The sequence below is a fragment of the Pseudovibrio ascidiaceicola genome, from assembly GCF_900114245.1.
Taxonomy (GTDB): Bacteria; Pseudomonadota; Alphaproteobacteria; order Rhizobiales; family Stappiaceae; genus Pseudovibrio; species Pseudovibrio ascidiaceicola.
In genome coordinates, this window is sequence record NZ_FOSK01000011.1 from 39,609 (window position 1) to 57,039 (window position 17,431).

The 17,431-nt window shown below is 52.7% G+C and carries 15 protein-coding genes; 6 read left to right on the forward strand and 9 right to left on the reverse strand.

Annotated features, from left to right (window positions below):
- Positions 1–5 precede the first annotated feature (5 nt).
- Together BM231_RS19335 and BM231_RS19340 are read left to right on the forward strand one after the other, a co-directional pair.
- A complete protein-coding gene (locus tag BM231_RS19335; protein WP_093521947.1) occupies positions 6–1,133 on the forward strand; it encodes an ABC transporter permease subunit in 1,128 nt (375 codons plus the stop codon).
- 9 nt (positions 1,134–1,142) lie between these two features.
- Entirely contained in the window at positions 1,143–2,753 is a 1,611-nt protein-coding gene (locus tag BM231_RS19340) for an ABC transporter ATP-binding protein (RefSeq protein WP_093521949.1), read from the forward strand.
- Positions 2,754–2,857: 104 nt separating this feature from the next.
- Here BM231_RS19340 and BM231_RS19345 read toward each other — a convergent pair whose 3' ends face one another.
- Together BM231_RS19345 and BM231_RS19350 are read right to left on the reverse strand one after the other, a co-directional pair.
- A complete protein-coding gene (locus BM231_RS19345; RefSeq protein WP_093521951.1) occupies positions 2,858–3,487 on the reverse strand; it encodes a LysE family translocator in 630 nt (209 codons plus the stop codon).
- A gap of 42 nt (positions 3,488–3,529) precedes the next feature.
- Entirely contained in the window at positions 3,530–4,597 is a 1,068-nt protein-coding gene (locus BM231_RS19350) for a dipeptidase (protein ID WP_093521953.1), read from the reverse strand.
- 196 nt (positions 4,598–4,793) lie between these two features.
- Between BM231_RS19350 and BM231_RS19355 the strand changes: the two genes are divergently transcribed.
- Positions 4,794–5,108, forward strand: a complete 315-nt coding sequence (locus BM231_RS19355) for a cupin domain-containing protein (RefSeq protein WP_093521955.1) — start codon at positions 4,794–4,796, stop codon at positions 5,106–5,108.
- Positions 5,109–5,165: 57 nt separating this feature from the next.
- Here the strand turns inward: BM231_RS19355 and trhA are convergent, their stop codons facing one another.
- The gene (gene trhA, locus BM231_RS19360; RefSeq protein ID WP_063312798.1) at positions 5,166–5,810 is read right to left on the reverse strand and encodes a PAQR family membrane homeostasis protein TrhA; all 645 of its coding nucleotides are present in this window, start codon (positions 5,808–5,810) and stop codon (positions 5,166–5,168) included.
- Positions 5,811–6,273: 463 nt separating this feature from the next.
- On the opposite strand from trhA, the gene BM231_RS19370 reads away from it, so the two are divergent.
- Positions 6,274–7,740, forward strand: coding sequence for a helicase HerA domain-containing protein (locus BM231_RS19370; RefSeq protein WP_093521959.1), 1,467 nt, complete (start codon positions 6,274–6,276; stop codon positions 7,738–7,740).
- Between the two features lie 7 nt (positions 7,741–7,747).
- On the opposite strand, the gene BM231_RS19375 is transcribed toward BM231_RS19370, so the two are convergent.
- Together BM231_RS19375 and BM231_RS19380 are read right to left on the reverse strand one after the other, a co-directional pair.
- Complete coding sequence (locus tag BM231_RS19375; protein WP_093521961.1) at positions 7,748–8,611, reverse strand: hypothetical protein; 864 nt, start codon at positions 8,609–8,611, stop codon at positions 7,748–7,750.
- 224 nt (positions 8,612–8,835) lie between these two features.
- Positions 8,836–9,726, reverse strand: coding sequence for a DMT family transporter (locus BM231_RS19380; RefSeq protein WP_093521963.1), 891 nt, complete (start codon positions 9,724–9,726; stop codon positions 8,836–8,838).
- Between the two features lie 382 nt (positions 9,727–10,108).
- Here BM231_RS19380 and BM231_RS19385 point away from each other — a divergent pair, with 382 nt between their 5' ends.
- The gene (locus tag BM231_RS19385; protein WP_093521965.1) at positions 10,109–12,292 is read left to right on the forward strand and encodes a malate synthase G; all 2,184 of its coding nucleotides are present in this window, start codon (positions 10,109–10,111) and stop codon (positions 12,290–12,292) included.
- Positions 12,293–12,362: 70 nt separating this feature from the next.
- Here the strand turns inward: BM231_RS19385 and BM231_RS19390 are convergent, their stop codons facing one another.
- The 4 genes from BM231_RS19390 to BM231_RS19405 all read right to left on the reverse strand — a co-directional run bounded on the left by BM231_RS19390 (position 12,363) and on the right by BM231_RS19405 (position 16,114).
- Positions 12,363–13,025 carry a DUF1906 domain-containing protein gene (locus BM231_RS19390; protein ID WP_093521967.1) on the reverse strand — a complete coding sequence of 221 codons (663 nt, stop codon included), beginning with the start codon at positions 13,023–13,025 and terminating at the stop codon, positions 12,363–12,365.
- 133 nt (positions 13,026–13,158) lie between these two features.
- Positions 13,159–13,827: a DUF1906 domain-containing protein gene (locus tag BM231_RS19395; protein WP_093521969.1), complete on the reverse strand. Its 669-nt coding sequence runs from the start codon at positions 13,825–13,827 to the stop codon at positions 13,159–13,161.
- A 113-nt stretch (positions 13,828–13,940) separates the two neighbouring features.
- Entirely contained in the window at positions 13,941–15,389 is a 1,449-nt protein-coding gene (locus tag BM231_RS19400) for an ATP-binding protein (RefSeq protein ID WP_063312806.1), read from the reverse strand.
- Positions 15,386–16,114: a response regulator gene (locus BM231_RS19405; RefSeq protein WP_063312807.1), complete on the reverse strand. Its 729-nt coding sequence runs from the start codon at positions 16,112–16,114 to the stop codon at positions 15,386–15,388. The genes BM231_RS19400 and BM231_RS19405 overlap by 4 nt, the downstream gene beginning before the upstream one ends.
- Positions 16,115–16,387: 273 nt before the next feature.
- On the opposite strand from BM231_RS19405, the gene BM231_RS19410 reads away from it, so the two are divergent.
- On the forward strand, positions 16,388–17,395 hold the full coding sequence (locus BM231_RS19410) for an EF-hand domain-containing protein (protein WP_093521971.1): 1,008 nt from the start codon (positions 16,388–16,390) through the stop codon (positions 17,393–17,395).
- The last annotated feature ends 36 nt before the right edge of the window (positions 17,396–17,431 follow it).

The window sequence follows — 17,431 nt, forward strand, 5'->3', positions numbered from 1 at the left end:
AATTTATGAGTGTTACCTCCGACCAGCTGAAAGAAGCCCCGAAAATGGGCCGCTCGCTGTGGGATGACGCCCGTGATCGTCTTCTCGCAAACAAAGCAGCAGTGACCTCTCTGATCGTGCTGGCAGTGATCACACTGCTGTCCGTCGTTGGGCCAATGCTGACGCCGCATCCGTACGATCAGGTTTATCGCGACTACGTGAAGAAGCCTGCGAGCCTGGAAGCTTATCCAAAGCAGGATGAGATCCAGCCAGCCTTTGCTAAAATTGCAAAGCGTGCTCGTATGACCATCGACAGCTATGAGTTGAACGATGGCAAGGTGACTGCGACCGTAACATCCCGTCGCAAACTGGATGAGCGTTATGCGCGTTACTTCGATCGTTCTGATCTGTTTGAGAGTGCTGCAATCAGCAACATCTCATCAGATAAGAAGAGCGCGACCGTAACCGCCGACATTCAGTACATGCATTTCTACTTTGGGACGGATGCAAACGGCCGTGACATGCTCACCCGTACACTGATTGCAGGCCGTGTTTCCTTGACCATCGGTCTGCTGGCAACCTTCGTTGCAATCAGCATCGGTGTGTTCTGGGGGGCTGCCTCAGGTTACTTCGGTGGCAGAGTCGATCTGGTGATGATGCGTGTTGTAGACATCCTCTACTCACTGCCATTCATCTTCTTCGTGATCATGCTTGTTGTGTTCTTTGGCCGTAACTTCGTCCTAATGTTTATTGCTGTGGGCGCAGTTGAGTGGCTGGATATGGCGCGTATTGTGCGCGGCCAGACCCTGTCCATCAAACGCCAGGAATACGTACAGGCTGCAGAAGCTATGGGTGTTGAAGGTGGCGGCATTCTGAAGCGCCACATCATTCCAAACACCCTTGGTCCGGTTGTGATCTACATGACCCTGCTGGTACCAAAAGTGATCCTGCTGGAAAGCTTCCTGTCCTTCCTTGGCCTTGGTGTTCAGGAGCCAATGACCTCTTGGGGTGTGTTGATCTCCGAAGGTGCGCGTAACCTGCAAGGTGCTGCATGGATGCTGGTGTTCCCGGCAATCTTCCTCACCTCCACATTGTTCGCGCTGAACTTCATCGGCGACGGTCTGCGCGATGCGCTGGACCCTAAGGATCGATAAGAGGACAGAATGAGCAAGATTAACGAAAACACTGTTCTTGAGATCGACACTCTTAAAGTTGATTTCGAAACCAACACCGGCATGGTTCACGCAGTAAAAGGCGTGAACATCCATGTGGACTCCGGCGAGACAGTCGCGATTGTGGGTGAGTCTGGCTCTGGTAAGTCCCAGACCATGATGGCAGCCATGGGTCTTCTGGCAGGCAACGGCATCACTCACGGTGAAGTCCGTTACCGCGGCACGAACATCCTTGGGTCTTCCATTCGTCAGCTCAACAAGATCCGTGGTGCGAAAGTCACCATGATCTTCCAGGAGCCGATGACCTCTCTGGACCCGCTCTACACCATCGAACGTCAGCTCTGTGAGCCAATGGTTGAGCACGGGGAATACACCTGGGCAACAGCCAAGAAGCGTGCTGTAGAGCTTCTGGAACTCGTGGGTATTCCTGAGCCTGCACGTAAAGTGAAGGCGTTCCCCTATGAGATGTCTGGCGGTCAGCGCCAGCGTGTCATGATCGCAATGGCGCTCGCAAACGATCCGGATATCCTGATCGCGGATGAGCCAACCACTGCGTTGGACGTGACCACTCAGGCTCAGATCCTTGAGCTGATGGCAGATCTTCAAAAACGCCTCGGCATGGCAGTTGTGTTCATCACCCACGATCTGGGTATCGTTGAGCGCATCTCCGACCGTGTGTATGTGATGAAGTCTGGTGAAGTTGTTGAAGAGGGCAACACCAAAGAGATCTTTGGTAACCCTCAGCACGAGTACACCAAGATGCTGCTGGATGCAGAGCCAACCGGTTCTAAAGCCGTTGTGCCTGACAGCAATCCGATTGTTCTGGATGCAAAGGACGTGCGCGTTGAGTTTGAAACCGAGACTGGTTTCCTCAAGCCAAACCACGTCCTGCGCGCTGTAAACGACATTTCCATGGAAGTGCGCGAAGGCCAGACACTCGGCATTGTAGGCGAGTCCGGTTCCGGTAAATCCACTCTGGGCCGTGCTGTGCTTCAGCTTCTGCCAACAGCAGGTGGCCGTGTTGTTTACCTCGGAAACGACATCACCGGCGCAGCCAAAAAGAAGATGCAGCCGCTTCGTAAAGAAATGCAGCTCATCTTCCAGGATCCGTTCGGGTCTCTGTCCCCACGTATGACTGTGGGACAGATCATCACCGAAGGTCTGCTGGTGCATGAGCCTCAGCTTTCAGCCAAGGAGCGTGATCTACGGGCGATCCAGGCGCTTGAAGAAGTGTCCATGGATCCGGCCATGCGCAACCGCTACCCACACGAGTTCTCTGGTGGACAGCGTCAGCGTATCGCGATTGCACGCACTATGATCCTCAATCCAAAGCTTGTTGTGCTGGACGAACCAACCTCCGCGTTGGACCGTACCGTGCAGAAGCAGGTGGTTGAGCTTCTGCGCAACCTGCAAAAAGAGCACGGCTTGACCTATCTCTTCATCTCTCACGATCTGGCCGTGGTTCGCGCCATGTCCGATACTGTGATGGTGATGCAGAAAGGCGAAGTGGTTGAAAAGGGACTGGCAGAAGAGATCTTCTCCAACCCGAAAGAAGACTATACCAAAGAGCTGCTTGCTGCTGCTGCGTTGAAGCCAGCGTAAGCACTGATCGCTTTGTGATAATAAAAACCCCGGGGCATTGCTCCGGGGTTTTTGCATTTGCAAGACACGCAACGCGTGATGCTGACATTCACTCGATGGACGTGTTAACCGTTTCGAGAGGCAGCAAGACCAAACCCACTGGCAACAAACAAACCGCCTGTGGTTTTGTAAACACGAGACATGAGAGTTTTGGAAAGCTCCAGTCCGCGCACCCATGCACCAAGGCATCCATAGATCATCGCAACGAGAAATGCTCCCAAACCAACCAGCACAATCATCGTGCTCAATTGCGCCCAACTGTTATCGTCGGCGGACATGAACTGCGGGAAGAGCGCAGTAAAAAACGCGATGGCTTTAGGGTTGCTGATGGCAACTGTAAAGCCTCCAGAAAACAGTTTTCGAGATTGTCTGCCGTGATGGCTGTCTTGAGAAGCAAGCGACACCGGCTGAGCAGCACTGCGCCACATCTGAATGCCGACATAAATAAGGTAGGCTGCACCTGCATATTTAATTGCCGCAAACATAAGTGCGGAGCTTGTTATGATGACCCCCAAGCCTGCGGAGGCAGCGCTTGCTTGCAGGACTGATGCAGTACTGTTTCCAAACGCTGTATAAGCAGAACGGCTCCATCCATAGGTCGCGCCGTGTGTAAATGCGATCAAGGTGCTAGGACCCGGTATGAGAGACACACCAAGCACGGTCGCAAAAAAGATTACCCAGTAATATATATCCATTGAAACTCACCGCTTAATCCGTGTTTGAGGTGTGAAACCAGCCTAGATTCCAGCCCGTTCCAAAACGCTGATCCAGTTCTTATGCGCGATCTTGGCAATAAGCTCTTCACCAAAGTCGGCTTTGCGGAACGCTTCGATCAGGTTCGGCAACCCAGCCACATCCTTGATGTCATTGGCAACCAGACATCCGTCATAGTCTGATCCAAGCGCAACTCCGTCTTCACCCAGCTTGTTGAGCAGGTAATCCGCATGGCGTAAGATCACGTCCAAAGGCATGTCAGAGTTGAGCTGACCATCAGGGCGTAGGAAGAAGACCGCGAAATTGATGCCCACCAGTCCCTTGGACTCGGCAATCGCATCAAGCTGTTTATCTGTCAGGTTCCGGCTCATCGGACAGATCTTGAACACATTGGAATGGCTCGCCACGATCGGCTTGTCGGTGATCTTGGCCAGATCCCAAAAGCCTTTCTCATTCAAGTGAGATACGTCCAGCTGGATCTTGCGGTGGTTACACTGGCGCACGAGCTCTTTACCCACGTCGGTCAAACCCGGTCCAATATCTGGGCTATGCTCAAACTCCATCGGTACACCGTGCCCAAAGATGGTCTCACGGCTCCATACAGGGCCGATAGAGCGCAAACCGCGATTATACAGCAACTCCAGCGCCTCAAAGTCCTTGTCGATGCACTCGGCGCCTTCAACATGCAGCATCATCGCCAGTTGCTCAGCTGCCATTGCCTCCTTGATTGCAGTGGTCGAACGGCAGATCTTCACCTCACTATTCCCCTTGGCTTCAAGGTCCTCTGCAATATCAAAAAGCTTCAGCGTATAATCCAGAGCCTCCTGCTGCGGCACGCCTTTGAAGTGTTCAGGGCTTTTGAAGTCAACCTCTTTACCTTCCTTCGGTTTGGCTCGCACAGAAGGGGTAAACATGGCAAACAGCCCGCCGGCAAAACCGCCTTTGCGGGCGCGTGGCAGATCGATGTGATCGTGACCAGCCTCCTCAAAGAAACTGCGTTCCTTGGGAGTGTTCGACCGACGCTCTAACGAGAGCAATGTATCGTTATGGCCGTCAAAAACCGGAACCAAATTGGAGGCAGTATCTGTCATGAAGAACTCCGAAAATGAAAAATGCTATGAGAAAAACCAAATGTGAAAAGCAAAAGGGATCTACGCAAAACCCAAGGCCACTGGCATAAAGCTAGGTCACATTGGCGGAATTTGAAACTACACTGTTAAATATTAAACCCTTAAAATCAATAGGATCAGCGGATATTTCTGGATGGTTTTACGAGGGAACAACGCAATGGCGACAGTGATCAGAAGCTCTGACTTTACGGCAGACAAAGCCTGGGGTGCACAGCAGATTGCCAACATGAATGGCATTACCACACGGCTGCATTGGACGGATCAGCCCTATAAATGGCATGTGAATGAAGGAGAGGAAGTGTTTGTCGTGCTGTCTGGATGCGTCGAGATGAAGTATCGCCAAAACGGCGAGGAACTCACCGCTCTATTGAATTCAGGCGATATTTTCTATGCATCAATCGGCACCGAACATATAGCGCAGCCCCATGGTGAGGCGCGTATCCTGGTCGTTGAAACAGAGGGCAGTGTTTGATGTCAGATGCGCAGGGAAGGGGACTGTTGTCCCCATCCTCGGTCTAAATCGTTTAGGTCAGGCTAAGCCGGGCAACGCTACATCCACCATGATCATCGCAAAATGACAGGCCGCTGCTGACAACACAAAACCGTGCCAGATCGCGTTCTGGAAGGGCAGGTTCTTCCAGATGTAAAACAGGGTTCCAACCGTATAGAGGCCACCGCCGGTTGCCAGCAGAGTAAAGCCTGCAAGGGAAAGCTCATTGTAAATCGGAACAATCGCAAAGAAGCTCACCCAGCCCATCGCCAGATAGATAGGCACGGCTAGTTTGTCCATCGAGGATATGTGTAGGATCTTGATGGCTGCACCAGCAATCGCACAAATCCAGATCCCAACGAGCATGGAAATCCCAAGCCAGCCGCCAAGAACCATCAGGCATAGGGGAGTATAGGTGCCAGCAATAAGGAAATAGATTGCAGAATGGTCCAGACGACGCAGAATGCCAATCTTATTATCTTTCTGCAGAATATTGTAGGTCGCAGAGCAGACAAGCATGGCCAACAGCGTACCAGCATATATGTAGATGCTGATTTGCCGGGCGTAGTCATCCGCCGCCCACAAGACCATAACAAAGGCTGTTGTTGCAGCAGCTCCAAACGCAATGCCCACAACGTGGATGATGCCATCAACCACTCGTTCTGCGTAGGTTTCTTCCCTCATCCGCGGACAATCCCCCCAATTAATCCAATATATGCCCTCTTCCATAATGCAGGTCCAAGCTCGCAAACTCAACTGTAACTAAGTTGCAATCTGGTCATTTACTGGGCAATTCTCAAATCTGAAGGTCATGCCCTTGGAAATCGGGCATATCCAATTGCCAGTCTCGCCTAGATGTGGCATTGCCTCTCTCGGCTTCCCAAAAGAAGCTGCTCTGGTTTGAAAGGTCCTTTGGGCTCTGTGGGAAAGAACGCGAAAGCGGAACAGCTTCTTTGCAATTTTCCTTAGAATCGGAGATTTTGCGCTGACTTCCCAAGCAGCAGTTGATGCCATTTTCGGGTTTATCAACGTTGGCTCTCGCCAGCGCCAAACTCTGAGAAGTGAACCGCAGCGCACTTTAGAAAACGTTTATTGCCGATACCCGGTTAATCACCTGCCTCCTGTGAGGCGCAACAAGAGATTTTGAATGACGGTCAGCATCGAAATGGGTGTCAAACCTAATGGCACCTCCTCTGTTGTCGATCTTGAAGAATTGCTTGCAACGCGACTACTCGTGCAGGGAAACTCCGGCTCGGGCAAATCGCATCTGCTACGCCGCCTCATGGAGCAAAGCGCGCCGTGGGTACAGCAGGTGGTGATTGACCCGGAAGGCGACTTCGTATCGCTGGCAGATGAGTTTGGGCATGTGGTGATTGAGGCGACAATGAATGATCGCGAACTCACCATGATCGCCGCCCGCGTGCGCCAGCACCGCATTTCCGTCATTCTAAACCTGGAACATCTGGAGCCGGACAAGCAGCTCAAAGCCGCAGCTGCCTTCCTGAACGGCTTGTTCGATTCCGACCGCCAATACTGGTATCCGGTTCTGGTCGTCGTGGATGAAGCCCAGCTGTTTGCGCCTTCCGCCTCTGGTGATTACGGCGAAGAAGCCCGCCGCCTTTCCCTGATGGCCATGACCAACCTCATGTGTCGTGGTCGTAAGCGTGGTCTGGCTGGCATCATCGCAACCCAGCGTCTGGCAAAGCTTGCCAAGAACGTGGCTGCGGAAGCCTCCAACTTCCTGATGGGCCGTACATTCCTTGACATTGATATGGCTCGTGCCTCCGACTTGCTCGGCATGGACCGGCGTCAGGCAGAACAGTTCCGTAACCTTGAGCGCGGACAGTTCATCTCCCTCGGCCCGGCAATGACCCGCCGGCCGCAAAAGGTGGTTATTGGCGAAGTTGTTACTGGCAGCCGTGGCGGCTCGCCAAAGCTGATGCCAATGCCGAACCAGCCCGTTGAAACAGCTGCTGAATTGATCTTCACAGCAACGGACAATGATCCGGTGCTGCACAACAACCGTGTGGCCGCGCCTTCTGCAAAAGACGTTATGTTGCAGCTGTCACAAACAGCCGCCAGCAACATGCAGGCGCAGCATAAAGAAGTTGTTGAAGCCGAGCCGGAAGACCTCTTCAACCTGGAAGAAAAGAACCAGCAGTATAAGGAGATCATCGCCAAAATCCTTGAAGACCCTGAAGCTGCCTTCGCACCAGTCTCCCAGCTCTATCAGGATTTTCAGGTCCGCTGTCGCATTGATCGGCTGAAGTCTCAGGATCTCGCTAAGTTCCGTAAGCTTCTTTCTGTGGCTCGTGCTGGTGTCGATAAAAAAGAAGTCGAAGAAGGTGATTGGCAGCAGGCAGAAGTGATTGCTGGGCAGCTGCCAGAAGAGATGCGCGGCGTCTATCTTCTGCTGGCAAAAGCCGCGTTTGCAGATGAGCCGTGCCCGGAAGATCTGGACATCGCGAAAGCGTATGGCACCCGCTCACCGGGCAGAGCGCGCTGGCTGCTCACACATATGGAAGAGCAGGGCTTCATCATCTGCGCCAGTGATCTGCGTGGAAACCGTATCGTGACCCTGCCGGATATCGGCAAGCAAACCGCAACCAAATAAGTCTTAGTCAGCGGCCATCCGGCAAGGAGTGGCCGCCTACAGGCCCGTCCACTTCGTCAAAGAAGGTTGTCTCGGTGCTCCGCGAGCAGGTCGAGCACAAATGCGGTTTGGACGGCAAGACATACTTCAGGCAACATGCCTTACGCCGCGGGGCATACTCTGTCAGCCCCTCTTGCTGACGTTGCCGCCAGACAATCCCGCCATTGATCTTCTTACCAAGGCTCGCAAGATAGGCGCGCATCAAGCTCGCCACATCTGATGGCTTTGCACCATGACGACGCAAGACAAGAAACGGCGATGTGATGGAAACAGCCACGGTGGAATAAAACACCGAAGGCGCCACTTTTCGCCGCCCCAGCTCCCGGTGGAAGACCTGAATGATCTCTTCGAAGCAAATGGAAAGTGCGAACAGCTCCGCAGGGCCCTGGTCCGGATTAAGCTCAAAATCCTCTTCCGAAAGGCGAGGGTCAAAGAAAATCTCTACCCAGGGACCTTTGCCATGCAGGACAAACCGTAGCTCATCAATGCGCGGTGCGCGGCCACTTAAAAGGTAGCTGACTGATATCCGGTTGAGCAGGATCTGGCAGATTGTCTTCAAGGCAAGGCTTGCGGCAATCTTTGTCGTTGGGGCTCCGCGATCTTCCTTGATGTAGTCAATCATACGCTTTGCAACCAAACCGAAGTTGCTGTCAAATCCGGAAAATTCCCGCAGCTCTGCAGCCACCACGTGCGGCGCAGGCGCGGTGATTGCCCGTGCTGCAACCAGCTCACCACCTTCAGGCAGAGCAGCTTCAATGAGGCCAGCAAAACGTGCGGGAATACCCGCCGTTTCGAAAGTGGGAATATCTGAGGGCGATAGACCGGTGGACACTGCCTGCAAAACCTCTGGATCTACGACTGCGCATATCCGGAATGTGGAATTGAGTTTCCGAAATGGATACGCTGAAACTTATAGTTACGAGGCGCGCATGTTTGGCTGACAGTTGGCTGAACACGACACAACAACACTTTCGCGTTACTTAGCACAAAAACAAAGTCTACCGAAATGGTAGACTTTGAAGTCTGTGAGTAATGCACCTGTCTGTTGCAAATGGGTCAGGCTTTCGCCTTGTTGGCTCGCTTCTCCCAGGCAAATTTTTCTGCAATCCAGATCCCGCCCAGCACCAGCGCCAGAGCAGCACCGTGATAAAACGCAAACAATTCCCCAAGCAGCACAATTGCCATCACCGATGCAAACACCGGAACCAGATTGACAAAAACACCAGCCCGGTTGGGGCCAATCAGTTCCACCCCACGCATATAGAAAATTTGGGCAAGGAATGATGGGCAAAGTGAGATGTACAAAATAACGAGCCAACCTTGCACAGAAGGCCAGACCAACGTTTCCTGACTGTACTCAACCGCCAGCATCGGAAGTGACACCAGGGAAGCCACAAAGGCCATCACCGCAAAAAAGGCCAGCGCAGGGACCTTGGGGCGGTTTCTCAAAGCCAGCGTGTATCCAGCATAAAACACCGCCGCAACAAGCATCAGCGCATCACCCGGATTGATGTGCATATTGAGCAGAACCTGAAGACTGCCCTGACTGGCCACAACGAAAACACCAAGCAATGTCAGCAAAATGCCGATGAATTGGATTAGCGTCACCCGAGCGCCAAACAGGAAGTAAGCCCCAATCACAACGATCATCGGAATGGAGCCCTGCAAGATGCCCATGTTCACCGCTGTGGTGTTGTGAGCAGCCAGATAGAACAAGCCATTGAAGCCGGAAAATCCGAACGCGGCCATCAAAGCGATGCTGATCAGGTGAGGGCGGATGTCCGCCCAGGACGCAACAAGATCCCGCCAGGCAATCAGGCTCATGAGCGCGGCCACAATCCCCCATCGCAAGAACACGATCACCATAGGTGAAACATGCCCCACAGCAAGCTGACTGGCCACGGCGTTGCCGCTCCACATGAGTGTGGTCAACACCAGAAGCAGCATAGGCCTGCTGTACAGCGAGGTGAGAATAGGCATGTAAAAAGTCCGTCGGTGAGCGGGCAGAAGGCACCGCTGAAAAGGAGCAGTCACCCTTCACCGTCCCCCTAACAAATGCAAGGTGAATTTCCGCAAGGGCTGTAGAGGTTTCATCAAGTATGTCGTTTTGCTTGGCATGCCGTCTTGAAATGCACGCAAATCCACCCAAAATCAAAGCATTAGACCGCGTGACTAAAGCTTGCCATTCAATCACCTGTGTTTTGAAAGAGCCGGAAACGAATTGATGCATTGAAACTTGAGATTGAATTTGCAAGGGTTTGGTTTGAAAAACTCAGCGGCAGGAAGTGACGGCATATCCTGCTAAAAAATGACAATACGAGGGGGACCCATGTCGCAAAGAGTAAGTGTTGCATCACTACAGGTTTCACCAGAGCTCCATGACTTCATCGAAAAAGAAGCGCTTCCGGGAACCGGTGTGTCATCCGATCAGTTCTGGGAGGGCTTTTCGCAGATCATCAAGGATCTGACACCGAAGAACCGCGAGTTGCTCCAGATCCGTGAAGATATCCAGACCAAGATTGACGACTGGCACAAAGCCAATCCCGGTACCATTGATCTTGAAAGCTACAAGGCATTCCTCAAAGAGCTCGGCTACCTCTTGCCAGAGGGTGACAGCTTTGAAGTTGAGACGGACAACGTAGACCCGGAAATCGCAGAAATTGCAGGCCCACAGCTCGTTGTGCCAGTGATGAATGCGCGCTACGCTCTTAACGCAGCCAATGCACGCTGGGGCTCCCTGTATGACGCGCTCTATGGCACCGACGCCATGGGCACGACGCCACAAGCGGGCGGGTATGACGAAAAGCGCGGCGCAGAAGTGATCGCTTACGCCCGCAAGAAGCTGGATGAAGCTCTGCCGTTGGATGAAGGCAGCTGGGTTGATGTCAAAGAGTTCGCCATTATGGGTGGTTCTCTGGCCCTGACCCTTGAAAACGAAGACATGGCTGGCCTGCAGGATCCGCTCGGGTTTGTTGGCTATGCAGGCGACAAAGACGAGCCAACCTCTATCCTGCTGCAGAAGAATGGCCTGCACTTTGATGTTCTGTTTGACAGCACCAGCCCGATTGGTGCTGCGGACAAAGCTGGCATCAGCGATATCATTTTAGAATCCGCCATCTCCACAATCATGGACTGCGAAGACTCTGTTGCTGCCGTGGATGGGGAAGACAAAGCACTGGCCTACCGCAATTGGCTGGGTCTGATGAACGGCGATCTGAAGGAAGAAGTCGCAAAAGGCGGCAAAACCTTCACCCGCACGTTGAATGCTGACCGCCACTATACAGATGCGCAGGGTGATGCACTGGCTCTGAAAGGGCGCTCCCTGATGCTGGTGCGCAACGTCGGACACCTGATGACCAACCCGGCAATCCTTGATGAGGATGGCAACGAGGTCTTCGAAGGTATCATGGACGCCATGGTGACAGCTCTTTGCGCAGTGCATGACATTGGCCTGCGCAAAGGGGCAACAGCCCGCAACATGAACTCTGTGGCTGGTTCCGTTTATATCGTGAAGCCAAAGATGCATGGCCCGGAAGAAGTCACCTTCGCAAACGAGCTGTTTGGCCGCGTTGAAGATGTTTTGGAACTGCCGCGCAACACCTTGAAAATGGGCATCATGGATGAGGAACGCCGCACCACGGTCAACCTCAAAGAGTGCATTCGTGCAGCCAAAGCCCGTGTCTGCTTCATCAACACCGGCTTCCTTGATCGCACTGGTGATGAAATTCACACCTCCATGGAAGCTGGCCCGATGATCCGCAAGGCGGACATGAAGCAAGCAGCATGGATCAACGCTTATGAGAACCACAACGTGGATACCGGTCTTGCCTGCGGTTTGAGAGAGCATGCGCAAATCGGTAAAGGCATGTGGGCTATGCCGGATCTTATGCACGCTATGCTGGAGCAGAAGATCGGGCATCCAAAAGCCGGTGCCAACACCGCATGGGTTCCATCTCCAACCGCAGCAACCTTGCATGCCATGCATTACCATCAGGTCTGTGTGCCAGCCGTTCAGGAAGAACTGGCAAGCCGCGAGCCTGCAAAGCTGGACGACATTCTGTCTATTCCGGTTGCGACCAATCCAAACTGGACGCCGGAAGACATTCAGGCGGAAGTTGAAAACAACGCACAAGGCATCCTTGGTTATGTTGTCCGCTGGGTGGAACACGGCACAGGTTGTTCTAAGGTGCTGGACATTCACAATGTTGCTTTGATGGAAGACCGTGCCACCTGCCGCATCTCTTCCCAGCACATCGCCAACTGGCTGCATCACAATGTCTGCTCAAAAGAGCAAGTGATGGAGATCATGAAGCGTATGGCCGCTGTGGTGGATGAACAGAACGCTGGCGATGCGGCCTACCACAATATGGCACCGGACTTCGACAACTCCGTCGCCTTCCAGGCTGCTTGTGATCTGGTATTCAAAGGCCGCGTCCAGCCAAGTGGTTACACCGAACCTGTCCTGCACCAACGCCGTTTGGAAGCAAAAGCCAAGTTCGGCGTTTCAGCATAAAAGAGAAAACCCTGCGCAGTCCCAAACAACTGCGCAGGGTTCGCTTAAATGATACTCTAAGAGTCTGAACTCAGCTGCCATCCTTGGGTACAAGGTGGGTAAACCCACCAAAATCGCCGTTTGTCAGGTTGATTGTGTCACCATCAAACTCAGTCCCTGAAATTTTTATAGCCGGCCCTTGTAGGATGTTCCACTTTCTGGAATCGCGGAATTTCTTGTAGTCGCGAAACCCTTGTGACTGGCTTAACCATGTCAGATCCACAAGGCCGTCTTGCAAGGCATTGGCGGCAACCAATCCATTTCCATAGATGCCAATCTTGTAAGGATTTCCAGCCTTTTTAAAGACTGACTGGATTTCTTTGAAGTAGGGCGTGATGTAGTGCACGTAGTCGTAATAGGACGCGTCATAGTCAACGGCAAAGTAGATGCCAGAGCCTTTGGGCTGCCTGATTACATCCTGCGCCAGATGCAGCGCTTGTTGAGCTTGCTGTGTTCCTGCAGCACTCGTAAAGGAGGATGGCCTGTCATTGCTGTCCTCATAAACAGTGATGATGGAAAGGCCCGCAGCAATCAACTGCTGGGCTTCCGTTGGCTGCAACTGCTTCCACTTGGAAAAAGAGTAATAACGCCCAACGGCCTTGTACCCTTTCTTGGCGATCGCGCTCGCCAGCACTTCCACACCTTCAGCTGTATCAACGGCAGGTTCGGTCTTGATGCCTTTATCGTCAGTCATTGCTTCTCTGCTTCTTATTGTTATGCAGAGTGATGACGAACATGAGAGAAAGACCGTGAGAGCCTACCAGTTCCAATGGTTAGCGAAGTTATACGCTGGGTTTGGAAGGATGATCCAATGGAAGGTTTAGACCTCATTTGGAGCAGGAAGGAGCTGCAAAGCTTCCAAAGCCACCATAAGAGCCTCGGTTCAGATTGAGCGTGTCCTGATCGTATTGAGTACCAGCAATTGTCACGTAAGGACCTTGAAGAATGTTCCAGTCTCCAGATTGCTTGTATTCCTGATAGTCATAGTAACCCGTTGACTGAGAAAGCCATGTCAGGTTGGCAAGACCATCATCTTTGGCACAGGAACAGACGAGACCATTGCCATAAACGCCCACATGGTAGGGATAGCCAAAGGAAGCAAAAACATCGTTGATCGCTCTCAGGTAAGGCCTGATGTAATGGGTGTAGTCATAGCTTGATGCATCATAATCGACAGCAAAATAGATGCCGGTTTGCCTTGGCTGATGGATGACGGCATCTGCCTGATAAAGTGCTCGTAGCGCCTGTTGAATTCCAATTTCTGATGAGAAATAGGACGGAGCATCATTGCTGTCTTCATAAACCACAAAGATGTTCAGGTCGGCTGCAAAGAGCTCAGAGGCTTCTGCTCTGGTTAACTGTTTCCAGCTGTGCTGGGAGTAATAACGTCCCACGGCTTTGTAGCCATCTTGAGCAAGTGTTTCGGCGGAATTACCGGCATTTGATGCTGTATCAAGTGCTGGCAGCAAGAGTTTAGGAGAGGTTGGATTTGTCATTGTTCTCTGCTTTTTGTTGTTATGCAGAGCAGTGACGAAGTAGAGAGATGTGACGTGAGAGAGTGACTTCTGCTAGGGTAACAGAAGCCTTAATCTCTCACTCAAGGTGGGTGTTAAAGCGGTAGTCTCACAATCGCGACAAGGCCTTTTTCCTCGCCATTTTCAAGACGAATAGTACCGCCTTGCGCATGAATGATGCTGCGTGTGATAGCAAGGCCCAGACCAATGCCGCCGGTCTGTTCATTCCTGGATTCCTCCAGACGAACAAACGGCTCAAAAACGTCTTCAAGGCGGTTCTGCGGGATGCCCGGACCTTTGTCTGCGATACGCACCTCAGCATGAGCCTCATCAATCAGGAAGGAGACATCAGCCTCCTCACCATAACGGATCGCATTGCCAATCAGGTTCTGGAAGGCGCGTTTAAGTGACATTGGACGACACTTCAGCACAACCCGGTTTTGCGCCTCAACGCTCACATGGTTGCCCATGTCCTCCTGATCATTGGCGATGCTCTCCAGCAAACCACCAAGGTCTACGGAACGCAGTTCTTCCTGCTTGGAATCCTCACGGGTAAAGGCAAGCGTTTCCTCCACCATCGCCTGCATTTCATCCAGCGTGGCGATCATGCGTTCCCGGTCTTCGTCATCATCAATAAACTCGGCCCGAATGCGTAGCGAGGTGATCGGAGTACGCAAATCATGACTGATTGCGGCCAGCATGCGAGTACGGTCAGAAATAAACCGCGTCAAACGCTCCTGCATCTGGTTAAACGAGCGCGTCACAGCCCGTACCTCAGCTGGTCCCGCTTCTTTCAGCGGCTTCGCATCTGCACCACGACCAAGGTCATTGGCAGCAGCTTCCAGCGTTCGAAGCGGCTTCGTCAGGCGGTAAACAGAGACCCAGATGATCAGGATGGTCAGCAAAGCCATAATGACGATCGGCAGCAATATCGGCACAAATGAAGGTTTCGGAAGCCGGAAGTTGCTCTCGATGTTGAGCCACTGGCCATTCTTCAGCTCAATGGCAGCAAAGAGCTGAACGCCTTTTAGAGAAAACCAGCGGTATTTTTTGAAATAATCATCCCGTCGGTCATGCATCGCCTGCATGGAACCATGAGAAGTCCGCTCACGTCCTTCTGGAGGCGGAGAGGATCGATCACGCCACTTCTCTTCTTGAAAGCGCTCATTGTAGATAACGGCAACACGGGCCTGCCGGTCATGATCCAACTTGCGCTTCAGGTAGTCGGCAAGCCGAGCCTCCATGCTTTCATCACCACCCATTTCGGCCACAACGGGAGTATCGCCAATGCTAAAGCGGGTGCGGGTGTTGGAGACCGTGCGCAGAACCTGCTTTTGTAAGCGCGGCGGCGTGGCTTCTAGCAGCTTCACCACATTGGCTGTGCGCCAAAGAGCATTGTCGCGAGCAAGGTTGGCAAGAGCATATTGACGCTCGCGACCCAGCAGCACAAAGCTGACGATCTGCGAGAAAATAAGCGCTGCCAGCAGCAACAGGATAAGCTGAGGGGCAAGACGGCGCGGGATCAGTTTACCAAGAAACTTCATGCAGTGACTTCTTTGACTTCACCGGTAAAGGTGTAACCGCCCCCCCAGACAGTCTTGATCAATTCCGGATTTTTGGGATCAATCTCGATCTTCCGGCGCAGCCGGGAAACCTGATTGTCGATGGACCGGTCAAACACACCCAGTGACCGGCCAGAGGTCAGATCAAGCAGTTGCTCGCGGGACAACACCACGCGAGGTCGCTTCAAAAACGCCAGCAGCAGCTGAAACTCACCGGAAGACAGCGGGACGCTCACATCTTCCGGATCAATCAGTTCACGCCGCGCTGTATCCAGAACCCAGCCGTTAAACGCCAGTTTTTCTGTATCGATGGGGTCACGTTCCCGCGGAACACTGGTGGCACGGCGCAGCACAGCGCGGATGCGGGCCAGCAGCTCACGCGGATTAAAGGGCTTGGTCACATAATCATCTGCACCAATCTCAAGGCCAACAACACGGTCTGTATCTTCAGCCATTGCTGTCAGCAGGATCACAGGTGCCTGATTGGTTTCCACCAGATGCCGGCAGAGCGATAAGCCATCTTCGCCCGGCATCATGATGTCCAGCACCACCAGATCAATCGAGGAGTTCCTCAGAGCCTTACGTGCAGCGGCTGCACTTTCTGCCACGGTCGTACGCATATTATTCTTCGTCAGATAACGGGCAAGGCTCTCCCGAATATCCCGATGATCATCGACGATAAGAATATGTGCTGTACTCTGAGACATGCATCCTCGCTTGAGTCCCGTCTCTCATGGCAGATGAAAGACCATATAGTATGCGATGCCTAACTTATGCCGTATTCCCGGGACCAGCGAAAGGTTCTCGGCATCCAAAAATGTATCAAACTGTCCCAACCCGATACTCTGGTAAATCCTGTGACAAAACAACGTGTTTTCTGGTGTAGTTTTGCGACACTTCGCTCCTACCTTCTGTTTATCGAAGCACACTCACACAAACCTTCCCCTCGTTTTAGGCTTTGATTTTTAGGAGAACACGACATGATGAATTTCAAAACTATTATGGCTGGCTCTGTAGCTGCATTGATTGCTGGTACCGCTCTGTCTCCTGCCATGGCTGCTCCGGGTTTTGGCGGAAGCTTTGGCAAGAAGATGTCTTCCCAGTTCTTTACAAATTTTGACGCAAACAAAGACGGCTCTGTCACCGCTGCTGAAATTGAAACAAAACGCAAAGCAGACTTTGCAAAAGCAGACACAGCTGGCGACGGCGCAATCACTCTGGAAGAATGGAAAGTCTTTGCAGCAGATCGCTCATCCGAGCGCAGCAAAGACCGTTCAGTCCGCATCTTCCAGCGCTTTGACAGCGACGGTGATGGTCAGGTGACCCGCGAAGAGTTCCTTGATAAGGCAGAACGCATGACAGCGCGCATGGACAAGATGAAAAAGCGCATGGGCGACCGCATGGCCAAGATGCAGGATGGCAAGGGCGGCAAAGGCAGCTGGGGCGATGGCAAACAAGGTAAGGATGGCAAGGACGGCTGGCAGAAAGGCCCTCGCGACGGGAAACAAGCCGACGGCAAGCAAGGCAAAGGTGGCTGGGGTAATGGCCCACGCGATCAGGGTATGATGAGCTTCGGCAAGCACGGTGGCAAAGGCATGCGCGGCGAAATGATGGGCGCAATGTTCGCCAAGGTTGATTTGGACAAGAACGGCAAGATCTCCAAGGATGAGCTGAACAAACTCGCTGACCAGCTCTTCGCAAATGGCCCTGTTGATCTGGCTGGTTTCAGAACCATCGCAGCCGAATTCAAAGAACCAATGTACGTGCGTTCCTTCCAGCGTCTGGATGCTGACGGCGACCTGAAAGTGACACAGGAAGAGTTCTTTGCACCAACTGCTCAGATGATGAAACGCATGGACCGTAACAACGACGGCGTCATCACCTCCGCAGACTTCAAAAAGATGAAGAAAGACTGGCGCAAAGGCCACAAGGACCGCAAAGGTGGCCACGGTCATGGTCACGGCATGGGGCAAGGCCAGCGCGGATAAGCCTAACCGCTTGAGCGAATAAAAAAGGCGGAGCCA

Bases quoted from the DNA above. Each gene is read 5' to 3' on its own strand.
- BM231_RS19405 (WP_063312807.1), bottom strand. From the start codon at position 16,114: ATGTCTCAGAGTACAGCACATATTCTTATCGTCGATGATCATCGGGAT.
- BM231_RS19395 (WP_093521969.1), bottom strand. From the start codon at position 13,827: ATGACAAATCCAACCTCTCCTAAACTCTTGCTGCCAGCACTTGATACA.
- BM231_RS19370 (WP_093521959.1), top strand. From the start codon at position 6,274: ATGACGGTCAGCATCGAAATGGGTGTCAAACCTAATGGCACCTCCTCT.
- BM231_RS19385 (WP_093521965.1), top strand. From the start codon at position 10,109: ATGTCGCAAAGAGTAAGTGTTGCATCACTACAGGTTTCACCAGAGCTC.
- BM231_RS19345 (WP_093521951.1), bottom strand. From the start codon at position 3,487: ATGGATATATATTACTGGGTAATCTTTTTTGCGACCGTGCTTGGTGTG.
- BM231_RS19390 (WP_093521967.1), bottom strand. From the start codon at position 13,025: ATGACTGACGATAAAGGCATCAAGACCGAACCTGCCGTTGATACAGCT.
- BM231_RS19355 (WP_093521955.1), top strand. From the start codon at position 4,794: ATGGCGACAGTGATCAGAAGCTCTGACTTTACGGCAGACAAAGCCTGG.
- BM231_RS19410 (WP_093521971.1), top strand. From the start codon at position 16,388: ATGATGAATTTCAAAACTATTATGGCTGGCTCTGTAGCTGCATTGATT.
- trhA (WP_063312798.1), bottom strand. From the start codon at position 5,810: ATGAGGGAAGAAACCTACGCAGAACGAGTGGTTGATGGCATCATCCAC.
- BM231_RS19350 (WP_093521953.1), bottom strand. From the start codon at position 4,597: ATGACAGATACTGCCTCCAATTTGGTTCCGGTTTTTGACGGCCATAAC.
- BM231_RS19335 (WP_093521947.1), top strand. From the start codon at position 6: ATGAGTGTTACCTCCGACCAGCTGAAAGAAGCCCCGAAAATGGGCCGC.
- BM231_RS19400 (WP_063312806.1), bottom strand. From the start codon at position 15,389: ATGAAGTTTCTTGGTAAACTGATCCCGCGCCGTCTTGCCCCTCAGCTT.
- BM231_RS19340 (WP_093521949.1), top strand. From the start codon at position 1,143: ATGAGCAAGATTAACGAAAACACTGTTCTTGAGATCGACACTCTTAAA.
- BM231_RS19380 (WP_093521963.1), bottom strand. From the start codon at position 9,726: ATGCTGCTTCTGGTGTTGACCACACTCATGTGGAGCGGCAACGCCGTG.